The organism is Mesorhizobium silamurunense (assembly GCF_014843905.1).
Taxonomy (GTDB): Bacteria; Pseudomonadota; Alphaproteobacteria; order Rhizobiales; family Rhizobiaceae; genus Mesorhizobium; species Mesorhizobium silamurunense.
The window spans coordinates 1-18895 of record NZ_LPVS01000258.1 but is presented as its reverse complement, the minus strand read 5'-3'; the positions used below and the strand labels follow the sequence as shown (position 1 = coordinate 18895).

Below are 18895 nucleotides of genomic sequence, written 5' to 3'. Positions count from 1 at the left end.
CGCGGCATGGCGGAACACCCCAAGGTCGTCATCACTGACTACGACTACGGCAATCTGGATATCGAACGGGCCGTGCTGGAGGCAGTCGGGGCGCGCGTCGTAGGGCTCCAGGCCAAGTCGGAGGAGGAACTGGCTGCCGAGGCGATCGACTGCGACGCGATGATGAACCAGTATGCCCGCATCGGCGCGAAGACCATCGAACGCATGCAACGCTGCCGGGTGATCGCCCGCTACGGCATCGGTGTCGACATCGTCGATGTCGACGCGGCGACCGCCAAGGGCATTCTTGTCACCAATGTCCGCGACTATTGCACCGACGAGGTTGCCGACCATGCGATCGGGCTGTGGCTCGCGCTCGCCCGCAAGCTTTTCCAATACAACGCCGCGACCCATGAAGGGATCTGGCGTTGGCAGACCGGGCAACCGATCCATCGGTTGAAGGGACGTACGATGGGCATTGTCTCCTTCGGCAAGATCGGCCAGGCGATTGCCGAGCGCGCCAAAGGCTTCGGCGTCGATATCCTGGTATACGATCCTTACATCGAGAAGGGCGTCGCCGAGGCGAAAGGCGCGCGCCGCGTCGGCAAGGCAGAGATTCTCCAAAACTCCGACTATCTGATGATGCAGGTGCCGATAACCCCCGAGACCCGGCATTTCCTGGGCGCGGCGGAATTCCGCCAGATGAAGAAGGGGGCAATTATCGTCAATACCGGCCGCGGTCCAACCATTAACAACCGCGCGCTTTATCGGGCGCTGATCGAAGGCCGCATCGCCGGCGCCGGCCTGGATGATCCTGAAGAGGAGCCGGCCAAGCTCGCCAACTGGAACCCAAGCGGCAATCCCCTGTTCTCGCTTGCCAACGTCATCGTGACGCCCCACACGGCGTACTATTCCGAAGAGTCGATCCGGGTTGCCCGCGAAACCGCCGCGTCTGAAGTCGCGCGCGTGCTGACCGGCGGCATGCCGTTCAACCCGGTTAACGCAGTAGAGCTGACGCGAACGCCGGCTCGGAGGTAAGGGAGGTCATGCGATGCTCAAGGTTTTCAACGATTTCGAGCGGCAGCCGGTGCTGCTTGCGAAGTTCGATGAGGTCGCCAAATGCTATAGCGCCTCATGTGTCTTTGCCGACGCGCAATACCGTCAGGGCGTGATGGATTCGGAGATCAAGCCGCCGTTTCAGGCGAAAATCGTCGGCCATGCTCTCACGGTCCAGCTCTCTCCGGGAGACCTCGTTGACCCGCTCAGGGCAATCGAGATGGGCAGAGACGGTGACATCATCGTCGTCGACGCGGGCGGCGACCGGCAGACTTCGGTGTGCGGCGGGTTGATGGGCGGGCTCGCCAGAAACCGTGGCATTCGCGGCATGATCATCGATGGCTCCGGCCGCGACATCGACGAGCTTGAGGCGATCGGCTGGCCGATCTGGACCCGCGCCATCACGGCGCGAGGCACGCACACAATGTATTCAGGCCGAAAGGATGAGCTCTCGGTCAACGTGCCAATTCAATGCGGCGGGGTCCGTGTCAGTCCCGGCGATTTCGTGGTCGCCGACACAATCGGCGTAACTGTTGTGCCGATAGCCAGCGCCGAAACGGTCGTGGAGCTCGCGCGCGAACAGGCAGCGCGCGAACAGAAGACCCGCGAACGGGTCGTCCAAGGGAAAACGCTCGAAGAGCTGCTTAACGAGTTCGGTCGTCTTTGAGACCGAGGACCTTTTCGCGCCCGGCCGGCCCTATATGCTTGTCCTCTGGTGACGCTGTTCGCCCGTGCTTATTACGGCGAGAGATCATCGATATCTGCACGTAAATCGATCACCAGCGGTATCATCAATCATCATGGAAATTTACTCGTGATCATTCGGGATTGTCACGAGCCATCACAATGAATGCACCCCAAGCGCATACTGATCGCGCCATCAGCGAAATCAACTTGGAAGCAGGTTCGCCGACAATCTATTCAGCGGCTTCCGAGGACGGCATTGGTATGTAATTCAGGATCGGCCCAAGCCAGCGCTCGACCTCCGCAATTGGCATGTCTTTGCGTCGTGCATAGTCCTCCACCTGATCGCGCTCGACCTTGGCCACCCCGAAATAATAGCTCTCGGGATGGGACAGATAGAGCCCCGAGACTGACGAGCCCGGCCACATGGCGTAGCTCTCGGTCAAAGCGACGCCTGCCGCCTTTTCCGCGTCCAGCAGTCTGAACAGCGTCGCCTTCTCGGTATGGTCGGGCTGCGCCGGATAGCCAGGCGCTGGCCTGATGCCGCGATAGGGTTCGCCGATCAGATCCTCGGGCGTCAGGCTCTCGTCCGGCGCGTAGCCCCACAACTTTTTGCGCACGCACTCGTGCAGCCTTTCGGCGAAGGCTTCGGCGAAGCGGTCGGCGAGCGCCTTGACCATGATCGAGGAATAGTCGTCATTGGCCCGCTCGAAGCGCTCGGCGATCGCCACTTCCTCGATGCCGGCGGTGACGATGAAGCCGCCGAGATAATCGGCCTTGCCGCTTTCGAGCGGCGCGACGAAATCCGACAGGGCCAAATTGGCCTTGCCGTCGCGCTTGGTCAGTTGCTGGCGCAGCGTGAAGAAGGTCGCCAGCTCCTCCGAACGCGTGTCGTCTGTGAATAGCCTGATGTCGTCGCCGACGGCGTTGGCCGGCCAGAAGCCGATCACGCCTTTCGGCGCGAACCATCTCTCCGCGATGATCTTCTTCAGCATCGCCTGCGCGTCTTCAAACAATTGCCGCGCCGCCGGCCCCTGCGCCTCATCGTCGAGAATCTTCGGATAGCGGCCCTTCATCTCCCAGGTCTGGAAGAACGGCGTCCAGTCGATGTAGCCGGCGAGTTCGGCGAGGTCCCACGTCTCGAAGATCTTCAGCCCGAGGAAGGAGGGTTGTTGCGGCACATAGCCGGACCAGTCGATCTTGTGGGCGTTTGCCCGTGCCCTGGCGAGCGTCAAGCGCAGTTTGTCGGCTTCGCTGCGCGCATGCGCGTCGGCCACCTTCCTGTATTCGGCGCGTACCGTGTCGACAAAGCCGCCCTTGGTGTCGTTGGACAGCAATGACGAGACAACGCCGACGGCGCGGCTGGCGTCGGTGACATAGAATGCCTGACCGCGCTCATAGCGCGGATGGATCTTGACCGCCGTGTGCACGCGGCTGGTCGTCGCCCCGCCGATCAGCAGCGGAATGTCGAAGCCTTCGCGCTCCATCTCCGAGGCGACATGCGCCATCTCATCCAGCGACGGGGTGATCAGGCCGGACAGGCCGATGATATCGACGTTTTGCTCGCGCGCCGTCTGCAGGATCTTTGCCGCCGGCACCATGACGCCGAGATCGATGATCTCGTAATTGTTGCAGGCGAGAACGACGCCGACAATGTTCTTGCCGATGTCGTGGACGTCGCCCTTCACCGTTGCCATCAGGATCTTTCCGGCCGTCTTGCGTTCGCCGGTGTCGATGCCGTTGGCGGCGTTGGCCAGTTTCTCGGCTTCCATGTGCGGCAGCAGCCCGGCAACCGCCTGTTTCATCACGCGCGCGGATTTGACCACCTGCGGCAGGAACATCTTTCCGGCGCCGAACAGGTCGCCGACGACGTTCATGCCGGCCATCAGCGGGCCCTCGATGACATGCAGCGGCCGCTCGGCGGCAAGCCGTGCCTCGTTGGTGTCGGCGTCGATGAACTCAGTGATGCCGTTGACCAGTGCATGCGAAATGCGCTGCTCCACCGGCCATTCGCGCCATTTGAGATCGCGCTCCTTGGCCTCCTTGCCGGCGGTTCCCTTGAAGCGCTCGGCCAGTTCCAGCATCCGCTCGGTGGCGCTGCCGCCGGCCGGCTGACGATTGTTGACAACGTCCTCGCAGGCTTCGCGCAGTTCCGGATCAATGGATTCATAAACGGCGAGTTGTCCGGCATTGACGATGCCCATGTCCATGCCGGCCTGGATGGCGTGGTAGAGGAACACGGCATGCATGGCCTCGCGCACCGGCTCGTTGCCGCGGAACGAGAAGGACAGGTTCGACACGCCGCCCGAAATGTGGACGTGCGGCAAGGTCCGGATGATTTCCCGCGTCGCCTCGATGAAGTCGAGGCCGTAATTGTTGTGCTCATCGATGCCGGTGGCGATGGCGAAGATGTTGGGGTCGAAGACGATGTCTTCCGGCGGGAAGCCGGCCTGCTCGGTCAGGAGCTCGTAGGCGCGGGCACAGATCGCGACCTTGCGCGCCTGCGTGTCCGCTTGGCCTTCCTCGTCGAATGCCATGACGACGACTGCCGCGCCATATGCGTGGACGAGTTTAGCATGGTGGAGAAAAGGCTCCTCCCCTTCCTTCATCGAGATGGAATTGACCAGTGGCTTGCCCTGCACGCATTTCAGGCCGGCCTCGATGATCTCCCATTTCGAGCTGTCGATCATGACCGGCACGCGTGCGATGTCCGGCTCTGCGGCGATCAGGTTGAGATACTCGACCATCGCCTTCTTCGAGTCGATCAGGCCTTCGTCCATATTGATGTCGATGATCTGCGCGCCGTTGGCGACCTGATCGCGCGCAATGTCGAGGGCGGCGGCGTAGTCGCCGGCGGTGATCAGCTTGCGGAACCTGGCCGATCCCGTGACATTGGTGCGCTCGCCGACATTGACGAAGGGGATCTCGTCGGTCAGCGTAAATGGCTCCAGCCCGGACAGGCGCATCTTGCGCTCGATGTCGGGGATGGTGCGCGGCGGATATTTCTTCACCGCCTCGGCGATGGCGCGGATGTGGTCCGGCGTCGAGCCACAGCAGCCACCGACGACGTTGACCAACCCTTCGCGCGCAAACCCTTCGATTTGCGCCGCCATGAACTCCGGGCTCTCGTCGTAGCGACCGAATTCGTTGGGCAGGCCGGCATTGGGATAGGCGCAGACGAAGGTGTCGGCGACGCCGGAAATCTCGGCGAGATGTGCGCGCATGGCGTTGGCGCCGAGCGCGCAGTTGAGCCCGACCGTGAACGGACTGGCGTGGCGGATCGAATGCCAGAAGGCCGTCGGTGTCTGGCCCGACAGCGTGCGGCCCGACAGGTCGGTGATCGTGCCTGAGATCATGACTGGAAGATGCACGCCCTTGTCGAGGAAGATCTCGTTGCAGGCGAAGATCGCCGCTTTGGCGTTCAGCGTGTCGAAGATCGTCTCGATCAGGATGATGTCGGCGCCGCCGTCGATCAGGCCGCGCAATTGCTCGCCATAGGCGATGCGCAGATCATCGAAGCTGACGGCGCGACAACCGGGGTTGTTGACGTCCGGCGACATCGAGGCGGTTCGGTTGGTCGGTCCCAGCGCGCCGGCAACGAAGCGGCGCTTGCCGTCCTCCTGTTGGGCGCGGATGCAGGCTCGCCGCACCAGACGGGCGCCATCCCGGTTCAGGTCATAGACCGCGTCTTCCATGGCGTAGTCAGCCTGGGCGATCGACGTGGAGGAGAAGGTGTTGGTCTCGATGATGTCCGCGCCAGCAATCGCATACTGATAGTGGATTTCCTCGATCGCTTTCGGCTGCGTCAGGATCAGCAGGTCGTTGTTGCCCTGCTGGTGGCAGGCGCAGCCGACGAACTTGTCGCCGCGGAACTGTTCCTCGTTGAAGCCAAGCCCCTGGATCTGCGTGCCCATGGCGCCGTCGAGAATGAGGATTCGTTCGCGCGCGGCCGATTCCAAGGCAGAACGGATCTCCGATCCATCTGCCTTGGCGACAATGGGCCCGAAAAGGGAATTCAAGGGTGATTCAGAATGCACCACAGTGAGCCTCGCCTTCCAAGATCACATCTGTGACATAAACATATCTTTATGTCAAAATATGATGCGCTCACCGTAGCCATTGATATGGTGGCCCATGCCAAGCGTAGCGCGACCGAATCTGGGCAAATGAGCAAAGTGCTAGGCTTTGATCACCTTGCCGATCCGGTGTGCATATATTTTCCGCCATTGTTCTGCGAATGGTCGCCGCCAAATACTGCCTAATCCGTCAGCGTTGCGATGATTTTTGCGGCATCAGCATGACGCGATTGCCTTCAAATCCGGGAGAAAACCGCCTCAGAGCGGTATCGCTGGACTGGCACGCCCCTTGCTTCGTTGCTGATGTGCAGAGCGTCTAGGGTTCCGGCCGTGTCGATCACGGCGCTGGTCCAAGAGACGCGACCGCCAGGGATGCATTGAGGCATCCGGCGGAACACGGCGGGCCAAAATCCCGGGAGAACCCTGCACGGGTTTGCTGGCGCGAACCTCTCCCGGATGCGCGCTCCGTGAACCCCCAACAGACGTCCGGACGCAATCTGGAACGCAAACAGGGGTGCGCAATGCTTCGCAAAGTGGCCGCAATCATCTTAGCCGCGTCATTCAGCCTTCCCTTCATCTCAGCCGCGCAAGCGAAGCCAAAGAAAGACTTCAAGATATGCTGGTCGATCTATGTCGGCTGGATGCCGTGGGGCTATCTCTCCGACAGCGGCATCATGAAAAAATGGGCCGACAAATACGGCATCAATGTCGAGATCACCCGCATCAACGATTATGTCGAAAGCATCAACCAGTACACGGCCGGCGGCTTTGACGGCTGCGCGATGACCAATATGGACGCGCTGTCGATCCCGGCCGGCGGCGGCGTCGATACGACCGCGCTGATCGTCGGCGACTTCTCCAACGGCAACGACGCCGTCATCCTCAAGGACAAGGCTGCGCTCAAGGACATCGCCGGTCAGAAGGTCAATCTCGTCGAGCTCTCGGTCTCGCACTACCTGCTGGCGCGCGCGCTGGACACGGTCGGGCTGGCCGAGAAGGACATCACTGTGGTCAACACGTCCGATGCCGACATGGTCGCCGCCTACGGCACCAGCGACGTCACCTCGGTCGTCACCTGGAATCCGCTGGTCTCGGAAATCGCCGCCATGCCGGGCGCCCACAAGGTGTTCGATTCGACCCAGATCCCCGGCGAGATCATTGACATGATGGTCGTCAACACCGCGATGCTGAAGGACAATCCGGCCTTGGGCAAGGCGCTTGTCGGCGCCTGGTACGAAGCGATGGCGCTGATGACCTCGGGCTCGCCCGAAGGCAAGGCGGCCAAGGAAGAGATGGCCAAGGCATCGGGTACGGATCTTGCCGGGTTCGATGCGCAGCTTGCATCGACCGCGATGTTCTTCGAGCCGGCCAAGGCGGTCGCATTCACCAACGGCGCCGAACTGCCGAAGACCATGGACCTGGTGCGCAATTTCCTGTTCAGCCACGGCATCCTGGGCACCAAAGCGCCGAGCGTCGACGTGATCGGCATGAGTTTTCCCGACGGCTCAACCCTGGGCGATGCCAAGAACGTCAAACTGCGTTTCGATCCGGCCTATATGGCTGAGGCAGCCGCTGGAACGCTGTAGGGCACGGCGTGACATGCTGGCCAGAGGAACCGGCGCCATGAATGCTGTGCCCGAGGCGGGGGCTGCAGTCGCGCGCCCGCCTCCGCGCAGGCCAAGGGTGCGACTTCGCCTGATCAACGCGACGGTCTCGCGAGGCGGAGGCTTGCTGCTGGGGGCCCTACCCTTTGCCGCCGTGGCGATGGCCTATCTCTTCGCTTCGGCGCACAGACTGGCGGTCAATCCCAGCGACAAGCTGCTGCCCTCCCCGGCACAGATGTGGTCGGCCTTTTTCGATCTGGCGACGGTGCCGGACAAGCGTTCCGGCGACCTGATTCTATGGGCCGACACTTTTGCCAGTCTGATCAGGCTGTTTGCGGGCGTCGGCGTAGCGACGCTCGCAGCACTTTGCCTCGGCGTCGCCATCGGCTTCATCCCGCGCGTCAGGGCTTTTCTCCTGCCCTTTGTTACCGTCGTCTGCGTCATCCCGCCATTGGCGCTGCTGCCGATCCTGTTTATCGCGCTCGGTCTCGGCGAAACGGCCAAGATCACCTTGATCGCCGTCGGTGTCGCACCGGTCATGGTGCGCGACATCGCCAACCGGGTGATGGAATTGCCGCCCGAACTCATCGCCAAGGCGCAGACGCTCGGGGGAGACAGCTGGACCATGGTTTTGCGACTGGTGCTGCCACAGGTCATGCCGCGCCTCATCACCTGCGTGCGGCTGGCACTCGGACCGGCGTGGCTGTTCCTGATCGCGGCAGAAGCCATCGCCTCGACCGAGGGGCTGGGCTACCGCATCTTTCTCGTTCGCCGCTATTTGTCGATGGACGTCATCCTACCTTACGTCGCCTGGATCACGCTGCTTGCCGTGTCCACCGATTGGCTGCTGGTGCGGCTTTCGCACGTCATCTCCCCCTGGGCTCATCAGGTACAGAACAAATGAGCCGCATCGTCGTCCATGGGTTGGAGAAGAGTTACGGCGATGCCCGCGTGTTGGAGCGCGTCAATGTCCACGCCGAGTCCGGCGAATTCCTGTCGCTGGTCGGCGCCAGCGGCTGCGGAAAATCAACCTTTCTACGCATCCTGCTCGGCCAGGAACAGCAGAGCGGCGGTTTGGTTGTCGTCGGCGACCGACCGATCGTGCCCGAGCCGACGCCGCAGCGCGGCATCGTCTTCCAGCGCTATTCGGTGTTTCCGCATCTGACAGCCCTCCAGAACCTGCTGCTGGTCGAGGACTTCCGTTCGGGCGGGCCGTTTGGCCGCGTCTTCGGCGCCAGGCGCAAAGGCGCCAGGCAAGAGGCCGAAACCATGCTGGAACGCGTCGGCCTCGCCCATGCGCGCGACCTCTATCCGGCTTCGCTCTCGGGCGGCATGCAGCAGCGGCTGGCGATCGCGCAGACCTTGCTCGGCCGGCCGCAGATCCTGCTTCTCGACGAGCCGTTCGGCGCGCTCGATCCCGGCATTCGTGTCGAGATGCATGAGCTGCTGACCGAGCTCTGGACCAAGCATGGCATGACCGTCGTCATGGTCACCCACGATATCGGCGAGGCCTTCAAGCTCGGCACCCGCGTGCTTGTCTTCGACAAGGTGCGCCACGACCCGCAGTTCCCGTCCGCCTATGGCGCGACGATCACTTACGATCTGAAGCTCGACCGCAAAGACCGGACTTCCCAAAGAGACGTGGCCAAAGTGGCCGCGATGGTCGGGACGACCCGACCGGATAGCGCAATCGCGACGACGGCGTCGTAACGGAGGTTTTTCATGCACAGAGACAGTCCAGAACGCCGGCATCGCCGCGCCGGCCTATTCGACCGCCAACCACGCCAGCGCTTCCACCATCCGAACTTCGAGATCCGTGACATGCAGGGCTGGAAGTCGATCGAAGCGGAGGGAAAGCTGCCCGAGGACGGCTGGCGCAAGGAACAGAAATGGGCGCTGGACATGGGCCTGCCGGGATCGGATTCGATCATCGACAGGTCGATCCCCACATTCGCACGCGGCGAGCTGCCGCATTTCGCCGGCATCAACACCTTTCTCAAGGCGCCCTATGTCGAGAACGTCCGTGATGTCGGCAGGTATGACGCGGCCGTCATGGGCATTCCTTTCGACAGCGGCACCACCTACCGTCCCGGAACCCGTTTCGGGCCGCAAGGCATCCGCCGCATTTCGGCGCTCTACACGCCTTACAATTACGAGCTCGGTGTCGACCTGCGCGAGCAGATGACGTTGTGCGACGCCGGCGACGTTTTCACCATCCCGGCCAATCTCGAAAAGAGCTTCGACCAGATCACCAAGGGCGTCAGCCACGTCGCTTCCTCGGGCGCGCTGCCGATCATGCTGGGCGGCGACCATTCGATCGGATTCCCCTGCGTGCGCGGCATTGCCGACGTGACCTCGAAGCGCATCGGCATCATCCATTTCGACCGCCACATCGATATCCAGGAAAAGGATCTCGACGAACGCATGCACACCACGCCCTGGTACTGGGCGACCAACCTGCCGAACGTCTCGGCCACCAATCTGGTGCAGCTCGGCATCGGCGGCTGGCAGGTGCCCCGTTACGGCGTTGCCGAGGCGAGGAAGCGCGGCACCAACGTGCTGACGATTTCCGACATCGAACAGATGGGGCTGGAGAAGACGGCGGAGATCGCGCTCGAGCTCGCGTGGAAGGATGCCGACGCCGTCTACGTCTCCTTCGATGTTGACAGCGTCGACTGCGGGTTCGTGCCCGGCACCGGCTGGCCGGAGCCCGGCGGTTTCCTGCCGCGCGAGGCGCTGAAGCTGCTCGGGCTGGTCACGGCGCCCGGCATTTGCGGGCTGGAAGTGGTCGAAGTGTCGCCGCCTTACGACACATCGGACATCACCGCGCTGTTCGGCGTGCGGGTTGTCGTCGAGGCCCTCGGCTCGATGGTCGCCCACGGCACGCTCGGCAAGCACAAATCCATCATCGACAAGCCGACGAGCTTTTGACCATGCACGATGATCATCATCACCATGGCCATGACCACGCCGACCATCACGGGCCGAATGGTCACCACCATCATCCGCACCCTGTCGGTCACAACGGACCGGCAGGCAAGCCGCTGCAATGGCAGACGCCGCATTTGCCGCACGACCATGCACACGAACCTGCCGACCCGCGGGCGACGGATCTCGATCTCGTCGAAATCGCCTTCCTCGAAGGCTTTGCTCGGGCGCCCGACACCTCCAGTTTCCTGCGGCTGGCCGGAATTCCGTTCGTCGGCGAAACCTCCGACGGCTTGCGGCTGCATTTGCTGCGTGTCGAGACGCAGGACATGGTCGATGTCGGCGCCGTCATGCCGCTGATCGGCGGCGGCGGCGTGACCTATCACCCGCTGCCCGCGAAACTGACGTCGCACAGGCGGCGCCTCGCTTTCGTCTACCATGACGGGACCGAGCAAAGGCCGCTCGACTTCGGCGAGGCGCGACTTTTGGCCGACAGGTCCGGGGCCGTGCAGTTCGCGATACCGGGGTCCGGACAATGAGCCCTGGCTTCGAACCGATCATACCCCTTTCAAGCAGGTCCAGAACGATGAAAACAACGCTTTCGATTCTCAGCAGGCCCGCCCCGGCAGCCTTCTCCAGGCTTGCCCTGACCGCCGCCGCGGTCCTCATGCCGTCATTGGCCTACGCCCACAGCGGCGGCTTCAATGTCCACGGCTTCGTGAGCGGCCTGCAACACCCGCTGGCCGGCATCGACCACCTGCTTGCAATGATGGCTGTCGGCACCATCGCCGCCCGGACCGGCGGCAGAGGCATCTTCGTGGTGCCGTCGTGCTTTGTCCTCGCGATGATCGCTGGCGCCCTGCTCGGCATCGCCGGAATCGGTCTACCGTCGCTTGAGTCCGGCATCGCTGTGTCGCTGGTGGTGTTAGGCGCCATGATGGCGCTCGCCAGACCATTGCCTCTTGCCATCGCCGCGTCGCTGACTGTCCTCTTCGGGCTCTTCCACGGCAATGCCCACGGCCTCGAAATTCCCGAGACAGCGAGCGGCATCGCCTACGCGGTTGGCTTCGTGGTCGCTACATCGGCTCTTCACACGACCGGTGCGTTGGCGGCCATGACGCTTCGGCGCTGGCCCGGAGCCATCCGCACGGCAGGGGTCGGCACGTCGTTGGTCGGCGTGGCACTTGCGGCGCAGATCATCTGAGTGGCAGCCGGCGCATCGGCGAAGATCAGGAGACGAAGGCATGATCAAGCGGCTAACAGTTTGGCAGCGCATTCGAAACATGCTGTATCAGATCCTGAAGATCCGGGCTGAACGGCTCTGATCGCATTCGCTCGAGATCAAACCCGCGACCGGCTTCGTGCCGGCCGCGGTATCGCATGCGTACAGAGGCTCGCTTGGCTTGAGCATTTTCGATAGATTTTCCTTGGCTGGACGGGTTGCGCACCCCCAACCCAAACGCCAGAAAGAGCGCCACATGATACACGACGCCATTGTCATCCACATCGAAGTAGTAAAATGCCATCCATCAGAAATTGTCGGAAGGGTAGTTCGTTCCTATCGCCATTGTGAAGCCCGCCGCCTATTTTCAAGCTCGGCTGGGCGGCTTGCTCGTCCGCAGAAATCTATAGGGACTTAACTTCGTTGCTTGGTGAGGGGCCAAGTGAAGGTCGACAAGACGTTTCCCAAGAAGAAAGGCGATTATATATTTGACAACCAAGCAACGCCACTTAATGGAAGGCCCTATGATCATAATAGCCGTCATAGCCTACTAGGTTTGGCGATCTTCTTGGTGGAGCGCTACGACCTCTTTGTGTCCGTAATCCAGCGGATCGGCCGCCTGACCCGGCAAATGCCCCATAAAGCCGCCGAAAACCGTTCCGCTGGCCTTCAAAAAACGCCTCATTAGCCTAACGAACAGAACTGCGCTCCCTGCGCAAAGCCCTCCATGCGGGAGACAACGGTCGTCCATCGGAATAGAACTGGCTTGGCCGATGCCCGCATTGCCCCCTAACGGATACGCCGCGACTGTTGCTTGCACGGGAGAACGCCAGCGCCAACTGACCGCACTCTGCCGTTGTTGAATCGCGACCTGAATGGAGAAACGCCATGACTCACATCCTGTTCGTCGGACAGAAACCCGAAACCGTCGACTTTTCAGATCCGTCTCTGCCGCCCGGCTTCGATGCCCAGAAGATCAACGCCGGCATCGCCGTCGGGGTTGCCAAGATCGAGGAACGTGGCTGGCAATGCGACACGTGCATGATCACGCCCGATGCCGCCGGATACGCCATGCTCGAAAAAGCGCTCGGCGAGGCTTCCTACGACTGCGTGGTGATCGGTGGCGGCCTCAGGCTTCCGCCCAAGAGCCTGCCACTGTTCGAAACGGTAGTGAATATCATTCACAAAGCGGCGCCATACGCGGTGATCGCCTTCAATACGCAACCCCAGGACACCGCCGACGCCGCGGCCCGTCAACTGAAGGCGCGCTGACAAGCGCCCACGGGGGGGCGGGCCTGCAGGTACAGCCTTCATTCTTCAGCTCTCGATTCGGATAGGCACGTCACGAAAGCAGGGTAACGAGCATGACCGTTCGTCAATTTGCGATTAATATTCCGGATAAGACCATTGAGGACCTACACATGCGGCTGCGGGAGGTTAGGTGGCAGCCTGTCCTTCATGAGACGCCTCTTAGATCACTGGCTGCACCGCTTCGACCGGCGCGCGCAAGAAGCGCGGCTTAATCGCCTTTCCCAGCATATGGCGACCGTGAACGGGTCGAACATCCATTTCGTCCACCAGTCCGGCAATGGTCCGTCACCCTTGCCGCTCACCCTCACGCACGGGCTGGCCAGGATCTTTCATCGAAATGGAGCGGATCATCCCCTTGCTGGCGGATCCCCGGCGCATATGGCGGCGACCCCAACGACGCTTTCCACGTGATGGTCCCCTCCCTGCCTGGATACGGCTTCTCGGACGCGCCATCCCGGCCGGGCATAAACTCCCAAGAAATCGCGATCATGTGGCGTAGCTTGATGGCGGAACTCGGCTACAATCGGTTCGCCGCGCAAGGTGGTGACATTGGCGCCGGGGTTTCGATGTGGCTGGCAAAACTGTTTCCGGATAAGGTTTGCGGCATTCACGTGAATTATATTCCAGGGAGCTACCGACCACCCTTGGGGGTGGAGTTGCCCCCCACGACGGCAGAGGAGCATGCGTCCCTCGACAAGGGAGCTTCCTGGTCGGCACTGGAAGGAGCTTAAGCTACGCTGCAAGCGACCAAGCCCCAGACTCTGTCCTTCGCGCTGACCGATTCTCCGCTGGGATTGGCAGCCTGGATCGCCGAGAAGGTTCGTTCATGGAGCGATTGCAAGGGCGACATCGAGAGCATCATCTCGATGGATTCGCTGCTTACCGACATCTCGATCTACTGGTTCAGCGACAGCCTGACCGCGTCGCTAAGTCTGTACAAGGAGAACCGCTGGAGGCATTGGCAACTCATGCGGGAAAAGTGCTACTCCAAGCGGTGGCGTTGCCCTCTCGTCGGGCGCGAAGGACAGCGGACGAAGACGTCGGTCGCCGCACCTGTCAAAGCCGCCTCCCGTACGAGAGCCGACCTCATCGTTGGCGAGTAGCTCAGTGTCAGATCTTCAAAAATCGGTAGGCGAAGCGATCGGTCTCGCCTTTGATCGAGGGATCGAACACCTTGATCGAGTGCGCATCATCCTTGTTCGCGAGGATGGTGCTTTCTGCGTCCAGTACGAAGCCGGCTGCCTCCACCTCCTCGCGGACGGAGGCAGGGTCGATCCGATGCAGCGACTGGGTGTCGCTCGTGCCCGACCCAGCGGCGGCGGCGTGGTCTACGATGACGTAGGATCCACCGGGCTTCAGCCGCTCGTGGACGGCTCGATTGAAGTCGGCCGCCGTCGCGCCCTTCTTCTGGATCAGCGCGGTGTGGAGATCGTGGTAAAACAGGTGCAGCCACAGGACATCCGCTGGCTGCGTGGCCTGCGGCATCGCCACGAGGTCCGCTGAGACGGCTTCGACGTTCTCTCGGCCCAGCTCCTTCGAGAGCGTCTGGATGCGGCCAACCGGATCGTTCTTGAAGTGGGCGACTTCGGCCGGCACGAAGCTGTAGACCCGTCCCTCTGGTCCGACGATGTCGGAGAAGAGGCGGTCGCCGTCGCCTGGGTAAACGTCGATCACGATGGAGCCCGCATCTACACGTGCGAACCGGATCAACTCGGATAGCTTGGATTGGTCATACATCGGAATCTCCTTTACGGGTGGGCATTCGACGAGCGGGCGGCGTACAATGGGGCGATTTTCGGCTGATCTACCGTCTACCCGACCTGATGGCCGAAGATGGCCGGCGCTATGCAGGCCCGGCCGCGCCCATCTGCGCGGCGTGCGCCAGTGCTTGTGTGTCGACGTATTCCCGGATGTTGGTCAGTCTGCCGTCCCGGACCGTGATGGCGAAGATCCAGTCGTCCTCGAACGTCTTGTTCGTGGCTTTGATCTTTCCCCTAGCGAAGCCGACGACGAGGACCCGGTCTCCTTGCGCCACGAACTCCCGGGGTTCCGTGGACGTTTCTATCGACTTGGATGCCGTCTCAAGCAAATCCGCCAGCCCGGCGTGTCCGTGGCGCGTTCCGGCCAGTGGCCAGTCTTTGCCGGGGATGATCCACTCGATGTCTTCGGCGACCAGCGCCAGCAGAGCCTCCCTGTCGACGCGGCCGATCGCGGCGAAGAAGTCCTTCACGGTCTGGATGTTCTTCTCGATACTCATGGGAATTTCTCCATTTCGCACGGATCGCATCGCGCTCGATCCGATCCGTGCGTCGTGGCCCTGCCGGTAGGCACGTCCGTGTTCATCCGTCGAACTTGACCAAGTCCTTGAAGATCAGATGACCCCAGCTATTTCCGCGCGCCTGGACCAGCAGCCCACCTTCCGACAGCCCGCCAAGTTTGATCGGCGAGAAACCGAGCTTTTCCGCGAGCGCACCAATCTCCGCTGCGGCGTCGTCATCGTCGCTCGCCAGGAACACGACCCTCCTGCCACCATGCACGGCCGGATCTTGGGCAAGGACGGCAGCGACCAAATGGTTGAAGCCCTTAACCAGTCTAGCGCCAGTGAAGGCCTGCGCGACGGCCTTGGAAGAGGGTTGTCCTCCCAGTTCCTCAGGGGACACGCCGTAGGCGTTGGTCACATCGACGATGGTCTTCCCGTGCCAACTGGGCAGCACCTTCGCGACCTCTCGGTGCGACTCGAAACGGACCGCCAAAAAGATGATGTCCGCCTTGAGGGCGTCCGCCAATTTTTTGGGGATGATCGTGGGACCGACCGCGGCCGCAGCGGATGCAAAGCGTTCCGGGTCGCGCGTGGTTGCAACGGATACTTCGATGCCGTTGCGGGCAAACGCCTTGGCCAATGCCTGGCCGATATTGCCGAATCCTATAATTGAATAGCTCATAATGCTTTTCCGATCTTGTTTTAACGCCGGGGTCAGACCTGCGCCATGCCTCCGTCGACGGCGAGATCCACGCCAGTGATGAAAGAACTTTCATCGGAGGCGAGGAACGTGACGGCAGCGGCGATTTCCTCTGGTTTGCCCCTGCGACCCATTGGGATCTGTGACGCAAACTGGGCGGCCGCTTGCTCGGCTTGCTCAGGGGTAAGGCCAGTCGTTGTCTCCAAGGCCGGCGTCTCGATTGCTCCGGGACTCATTGCATTGACGCGGATTTTGCGGTCTTTGAGCTCCAGTGTCCAAGCGCGCGCGAAGTTGCGTACAGCCGCCTTACTCGCGGCGTAGGTACTAAACCCTGGAAGCCCCAACACGTTCGACACTGAAGAGTTCAGGATGATCGAACCGCCGTCTTTGAACAGGGGAAGGGCCTTCTGCACCGTAAAGAACAGACCCTTCACGTTCACATCGAAGGTCTGATCAAAATGTGCCTCAGTGGCGACCGCGAGCGGTGCGATTGTCCCCGCGCCCGCGTTCGCGAAGAGAATGTCGATGTGACCATGTTTCTCCTCCACGACGGCATAGAGGCGATCCAGATCTTCCAAGAGCGACACGTCACCCACGACCGCCGTAACGTTTCTCATGATGAAGGCTGCGGCATCCTTCAACTCTTTCTCTCTTCGCCCGGTAATCACGACGTGCGCTCCTTCTTCTACGAAGCGCTTTGCTGTGGCCAATCCGATCCCGCTGCTTCCGCCCGTGATGACGGCGATCTTACCTTCGAGTTTTTTCATAATCTTTGTCTTTCTTTGCGCGCGGGCCAGGCACGGACCGCGCTGGGGTCAAAGTTGCGCCAGGCCGCCGTCGACGGCGACCTCGCTGGCGGTCATGAAGCTGCTGTCCGACGACGCGAGAAAGGCAGCCACCGCCCCAATTTCCGCGGGATCGGCCATGCGCTGGAGCGGAGTCATCGCGCCGTAGGCCTTCTGGCCCTCCTCGCCCAGCGCTTCCTTCGCGAGTTCAGTTGCCGTCGCCCCGGGCGACAACACATTTACCCGGATGCCGGTGCCCTTCAGGTCCTCCGCCCAGGTCCGCGCGAGATTGCGCACTGCCGCCTTGCTCGCGCTGTAGGCAGTGAATCCCGGGGCGCCCGTGGTGCCAGCGCTCGATCCGGTCAGGATGATCGAACCGCCCGGGCCCATCAACGGCAACGCCTTCTGGACCGTGAAGATCGTGCCCTTCACATTGGTGTCGAAGGTTTCGTCAATGTGCTCGGCGGTGATCTGGCCGAGCGGAAGCGGGCCTCCGGCCCCGGCATTGGCGAAGACGATATCGAGGCTTCCGCGCTCGGCCTTCACAGCCGCGTAAAGCCGGTCGAGGTCGGCCTCATTCGAGACCGAGCCTTTCACCGCGCGGGCATTGGCCCCGAGGTCCGCCACGGCGGCGTCGAGCGCTTCCTGTCGGCGGCCGAAGATGAAGACGAAGGCGCCCTCCTCGACGAATCGCTTTGCTGCGGCGCGGCCGATGCCGGTGGCGCCGCCGGTGATGACGGCGGTCTTTCCATTCAATCTGGTCATGACGTGCATCCTTCCAGGCTTCCGCCTTGGTCATTCGGGAAAGCCCCGAGACCTTGAAGATGGGTCTGCCGAGGTCAGGCGTTGAGTGAGGAAGCGCGCACATGGGTGGTGCGAAATCGATCCGGTACGGCTGTTAACGGCAGCCGCGACGATAAGGTTCCGCCGTTCGGAATTGGGCCCCGCTCGTCGACAAGTGTTATGAGGGCCGCCCTGTACTGTTGTACGATAAGTAAGGGCTTTGGAAGGCGCACCGCGCGGTGCGGGATTGCACCATGATCGACTGGGATGACGTTCGCTACTTTCTTGCCGTCGCACGCGGAGGCTCGGTGCGGGCCGCCGCCAAGAGCCTCGGTGTGAACCACTCGACCGTGCTGCGACGCATCGCCCAGCTCGAGGACCGCCTCGGGGCGCACATGTTCGAAAAGCTGCCTTCGGGCTACCGCCTGACGGCTGCGGGCGAGGAGGTCCTCGAGCTCGCGGAGCGGATGGAAGCGTCGTCGCACCAGCTGGAAACGCGCGTCTTGGGGCGCGACCAGAGCGTGCGCGGGCTTCTGCGGGTGACGCTGGCACCACCCCTCGCGACACACCTGCTCATGCCGGACTTCGCCGATTTCGCGCGTCTGCATCCGGACATCGAGATGGAAATCTTGTCGTCCGGCGAGCTGGCAAATCTGACCAACCGAGAGGCCGACGTCGCGATCCGCGTCGTCTACGACCGCAAAACCCTGCCCCTCAATCTTCACGGCCTGAAGGGACCGGAGCTGTTCGGCGGCGTCTACATGTCCTGCGATCGACTAGCCGCGTGGCGTGCGGGCGCGCCTGATCCCATCCGGTGGATCGTCATAAGCATTCATGGAATTCCGGAATGGGCCAGCGAGGGTGAGGTTCGCACCACGGGAGTCCCGTTCAGGACCACGGACGGCGAGGCGCAGATCGTTGCAGTACGGCAAGGGCTCGGGATGACGACACTGCCGTGCTTCATTGGCGATGCCGACCCCCTACTGGTGAGGGTGCCGGGCACCGACCTGCACATGTACGGAACGGTTTGGCTTCTCACACAGGGGGAAACACGCAAGACAAAGCGCGTGCGGCTCTTCACCGAGTTCGTATCCCGGAGGCTCGCCGCCTACGCGCCGCTTCTCACGGGACTGTCCGTATCGCGCGAGGCGACGGTGCAGCCGTCGCCGGCCAGATGACCGAATGGCGGCTTTTAGGAGCAACGAACCTTTGGCACGAATGACCGAATGTGCTGAAGGGTTTCGGGTGCCGGCAGGCGTACGAAAGCCTCTCATGCAGGAACCCGCGGTCCGTGCGCGGTGAGCTATGGGGATTTGTGTTTTGGGGTGTGCCAGCGTCTGTCGCGGACGTCCGCATGGGGCGCTGGTGGCTGGTCGAGCATCCGGCTTCTGGGCCAGGTCGAAGAGCTTCTTGCGGTTATACCGACGGGCTTCACGTGCCTGACGACCGGCGCCATAGTCGCGCATCGCCCGTTCGAATCGTTGCACAGCGGCTGGCAGGAAAGTCA

Annotated in this window: 22 protein-coding genes and 1 riboswitch; of the genes, 15 read left to right on the top strand and 7 right to left on the bottom strand. The window is 62.1% G+C overall.

The features are described 5' to 3' along the window. Window positions 1-6: 6 nt before the first annotated feature. On the top strand, window positions 7-1017 hold the full coding sequence (locus AU465_RS35370) for a C-terminal binding protein (RefSeq protein WP_192258038.1): 1011 nt from the start codon (window positions 7-9) through the stop codon (window positions 1015-1017). A 13-nt stretch (window positions 1018-1030) separates the two neighbouring features. Then, on the top strand, window positions 1031-1702 hold the full coding sequence (locus AU465_RS35365; RefSeq protein ID WP_192258035.1) for an RraA family protein: 672 nt from the start codon (window positions 1031-1033) through the stop codon (window positions 1700-1702). 250 nt (window positions 1703-1952) lie between these two features. Here AU465_RS35365 and metH read toward each other — a convergent pair whose 3' ends face one another. After that, window positions 1953-5759 carry a methionine synthase gene (gene metH, locus AU465_RS35360; RefSeq protein ID WP_192258033.1) on the bottom strand — a complete coding sequence of 1269 codons (3807 nt, stop codon included), beginning with the start codon at window positions 5757-5759 and terminating at the stop codon, window positions 1953-1955. Between the two features lie 341 nt (window positions 5760-6100). Beyond that, a riboswitch (guanidine-I (ykkC/yxkD leader) is annotated at window positions 6101-6216 on the top strand. A gap of 100 nt (window positions 6217-6316) precedes the next feature. Between metH and AU465_RS35355 the strand changes: the two genes are divergently transcribed. Genes AU465_RS35355 through AU465_RS35330 form a run of 6 tightly spaced genes read left to right on the top strand, consistent with a single transcriptional unit; the run spans window position 6317 to window position 11531 of the window. Next, a complete protein-coding gene (locus tag AU465_RS35355; protein WP_192258031.1) occupies window positions 6317-7381 on the top strand; it encodes a putative urea ABC transporter substrate-binding protein in 1065 nt (354 codons plus the stop codon). Window positions 7382-7418: 37 nt separating this feature from the next. Further along, complete coding sequence (locus tag AU465_RS35350; protein ID WP_246506733.1) at window positions 7419-8303, top strand: ABC transporter permease; 885 nt, start codon at window positions 7419-7421, stop codon at window positions 8301-8303. Then, window positions 8300-9109 carry an ATP-binding cassette domain-containing protein gene (locus AU465_RS35345; protein WP_192258029.1) on the top strand — a complete coding sequence of 270 codons (810 nt, stop codon included), beginning with the start codon at window positions 8300-8302 and terminating at the stop codon, window positions 9107-9109. The genes AU465_RS35350 and AU465_RS35345 overlap by 4 nt, the downstream gene beginning before the upstream one ends. A 12-nt stretch (window positions 9110-9121) precedes the next feature. Then, window positions 9122-10330 carry an agmatinase family protein gene (locus tag AU465_RS35340; RefSeq protein ID WP_192258027.1) on the top strand — a complete coding sequence of 403 codons (1209 nt, stop codon included), beginning with the start codon at window positions 9122-9124 and terminating at the stop codon, window positions 10328-10330. Between the two features lie 2 nt (window positions 10331-10332). After that, on the top strand, window positions 10333-10866 hold the full coding sequence (locus tag AU465_RS35335) for a hypothetical protein (RefSeq protein ID WP_192258025.1): 534 nt from the start codon (window positions 10333-10335) through the stop codon (window positions 10864-10866). A 47-nt stretch (window positions 10867-10913) separates the two neighbouring features. Beyond that, window positions 10914-11531: a HupE/UreJ family protein gene (locus tag AU465_RS35330; RefSeq protein ID WP_192258023.1), complete on the top strand. Its 618-nt coding sequence runs from the start codon at window positions 10914-10916 to the stop codon at window positions 11529-11531. A gap of 52 nt (window positions 11532-11583) precedes the next feature. Here AU465_RS35330 and AU465_RS35325 read toward each other — a convergent pair whose 3' ends face one another. After that, window positions 11584-11853, bottom strand: coding sequence for a hypothetical protein (locus tag AU465_RS35325; protein ID WP_192258021.1), 270 nt, complete (start codon window positions 11851-11853; stop codon window positions 11584-11586). Window positions 11854-11991: 138 nt separating this feature from the next. On the opposite strand from AU465_RS35325, the gene AU465_RS35320 reads away from it, so the two are divergent. From AU465_RS35320 to AU465_RS37000, 5 genes are all read left to right on the top strand, one after another. Continuing rightward, a complete protein-coding gene (locus AU465_RS35320; RefSeq protein ID WP_192258019.1) occupies window positions 11992-12237 on the top strand; it encodes a hypothetical protein in 246 nt (81 codons plus the stop codon). Window positions 12238-12437: 200 nt separating this feature from the next. Beyond that, window positions 12438-12821: a hypothetical protein gene (locus tag AU465_RS35315; protein WP_192258017.1), complete on the top strand. Its 384-nt coding sequence runs from the start codon at window positions 12438-12440 to the stop codon at window positions 12819-12821. Window positions 12822-13007: 186 nt separating this feature from the next. Then, window positions 13008-13271: an epoxide hydrolase N-terminal domain-containing protein gene (locus tag AU465_RS37010; RefSeq protein WP_246506735.1), complete on the top strand. Its 264-nt coding sequence runs from the start codon at window positions 13008-13010 to the stop codon at window positions 13269-13271. Beyond that, entirely contained in the window at window positions 13226-13591 is a 366-nt protein-coding gene (locus AU465_RS37990) for an alpha/beta fold hydrolase (RefSeq protein WP_376774941.1), read from the top strand. Before AU465_RS37010 ends, AU465_RS37990 begins: the two co-directional genes overlap by 46 nt. Window positions 13592-13654: 63 nt before the next feature. Beyond that, window positions 13655-13963, top strand: coding sequence for a hypothetical protein (locus AU465_RS37000; RefSeq protein WP_210327748.1), 309 nt, complete (start codon window positions 13655-13657; stop codon window positions 13961-13963). Between the two features lie 7 nt (window positions 13964-13970). Here AU465_RS37000 and AU465_RS35305 read toward each other — a convergent pair whose 3' ends face one another. The 5 genes from AU465_RS35305 to AU465_RS35285 all read right to left on the bottom strand — a co-directional run bounded on the left by AU465_RS35305 (window position 13971) and on the right by AU465_RS35285 (window position 17370). Then, on the bottom strand, window positions 13971-14597 hold the full coding sequence (locus tag AU465_RS35305; RefSeq protein WP_192258015.1) for a class I SAM-dependent methyltransferase: 627 nt from the start codon (window positions 14595-14597) through the stop codon (window positions 13971-13973). A 106-nt stretch (window positions 14598-14703) separates the two neighbouring features. Then, a complete protein-coding gene (locus tag AU465_RS35300; protein WP_192258012.1) occupies window positions 14704-15117 on the bottom strand; it encodes a nuclear transport factor 2 family protein in 414 nt (137 codons plus the stop codon). Window positions 15118-15199: 82 nt separating this feature from the next. Then, on the bottom strand, window positions 15200-15802 hold the full coding sequence (locus tag AU465_RS35295; RefSeq protein ID WP_192258010.1) for an NADPH-dependent F420 reductase: 603 nt from the start codon (window positions 15800-15802) through the stop codon (window positions 15200-15202). A gap of 32 nt (window positions 15803-15834) precedes the next feature. Further along, the gene (locus AU465_RS35290) at window positions 15835-16587 is read right to left on the bottom strand and encodes an SDR family NAD(P)-dependent oxidoreductase (RefSeq protein WP_192258008.1); all 753 of its coding nucleotides are present in this window, start codon (window positions 16585-16587) and stop codon (window positions 15835-15837) included. A gap of 48 nt (window positions 16588-16635) precedes the next feature. Beyond that, entirely contained in the window at window positions 16636-17370 is a 735-nt protein-coding gene (locus tag AU465_RS35285; RefSeq protein WP_192258006.1) for an SDR family NAD(P)-dependent oxidoreductase, read from the bottom strand. A gap of 272 nt (window positions 17371-17642) precedes the next feature. On the opposite strand from AU465_RS35285, the gene AU465_RS35280 reads away from it, so the two are divergent. Next, window positions 17643-18566: a LysR family transcriptional regulator gene (locus AU465_RS35280; RefSeq protein WP_192258004.1), complete on the top strand. Its 924-nt coding sequence runs from the start codon at window positions 17643-17645 to the stop codon at window positions 18564-18566. A 147-nt stretch (window positions 18567-18713) separates the two neighbouring features. After that, the coding region (locus AU465_RS36050; RefSeq protein ID WP_210325405.1) for a hypothetical protein at window positions 18714-18895 on the top strand (182 nt) is incomplete at its 3' end.

What these genes read in the sequence shown, in the direction of transcription:
- AU465_RS35370 (WP_192258038.1), top strand. Translation starts at nt 7, where the DNA reads ATGGCGGAACACCCCAAGGTCGTCATCACTGACTACGACTACGGCAAT.
- AU465_RS35365 (WP_192258035.1), top strand. Translation starts at nt 1,031, where the DNA reads ATGCTCAAGGTTTTCAACGATTTCGAGCGGCAGCCGGTGCTGCTTGCG.
- AU465_RS35355 (WP_192258031.1), top strand. Translation starts at nt 6,317, where the DNA reads ATGCTTCGCAAAGTGGCCGCAATCATCTTAGCCGCGTCATTCAGCCTT.
- AU465_RS35350 (WP_246506733.1), top strand. Translation starts at nt 7,419, where the DNA reads ATGAATGCTGTGCCCGAGGCGGGGGCTGCAGTCGCGCGCCCGCCTCCG.
- AU465_RS35345 (WP_192258029.1), top strand. Translation starts at nt 8,300, where the DNA reads ATGAGCCGCATCGTCGTCCATGGGTTGGAGAAGAGTTACGGCGATGCC.
- AU465_RS35340 (WP_192258027.1), top strand. Translation starts at nt 9,122, where the DNA reads ATGCACAGAGACAGTCCAGAACGCCGGCATCGCCGCGCCGGCCTATTC.
- AU465_RS35335 (WP_192258025.1), top strand. Translation starts at nt 10,333, where the DNA reads ATGCACGATGATCATCATCACCATGGCCATGACCACGCCGACCATCAC.
- AU465_RS35330 (WP_192258023.1), top strand. Translation starts at nt 10,914, where the DNA reads ATGAAAACAACGCTTTCGATTCTCAGCAGGCCCGCCCCGGCAGCCTTC.
- AU465_RS35325 (WP_192258021.1), bottom strand. Translation starts at nt 11,853, where the DNA reads ATGGCATTTTACTACTTCGATGTGGATGACAATGGCGTCGTGTATCAT.
- AU465_RS35315 (WP_192258017.1), top strand. Translation starts at nt 12,438, where the DNA reads ATGACTCACATCCTGTTCGTCGGACAGAAACCCGAAACCGTCGACTTT.
- AU465_RS37010 (WP_246506735.1), top strand. Translation starts at nt 13,008, where the DNA reads ATGAGACGCCTCTTAGATCACTGGCTGCACCGCTTCGACCGGCGCGCG.
- AU465_RS35305 (WP_192258015.1), bottom strand. Translation starts at nt 14,597, where the DNA reads ATGTATGACCAATCCAAGCTATCCGAGTTGATCCGGTTCGCACGTGTA.
- AU465_RS35300 (WP_192258012.1), bottom strand. Translation starts at nt 15,117, where the DNA reads ATGAGTATCGAGAAGAACATCCAGACCGTGAAGGACTTCTTCGCCGCG.
- AU465_RS35295 (WP_192258010.1), bottom strand. Translation starts at nt 15,802, where the DNA reads ATGAGCTATTCAATTATAGGATTCGGCAATATCGGCCAGGCATTGGCC.
- AU465_RS35290 (WP_192258008.1), bottom strand. Translation starts at nt 16,587, where the DNA reads ATGAAAAAACTCGAAGGTAAGATCGCCGTCATCACGGGCGGAAGCAGC.
- AU465_RS35285 (WP_192258006.1), bottom strand. Translation starts at nt 17,370, where the DNA reads ATGACCAGATTGAATGGAAAGACCGCCGTCATCACCGGCGGCGCCACC.
- AU465_RS35280 (WP_192258004.1), top strand. Translation starts at nt 17,643, where the DNA reads ATGATCGACTGGGATGACGTTCGCTACTTTCTTGCCGTCGCACGCGGA.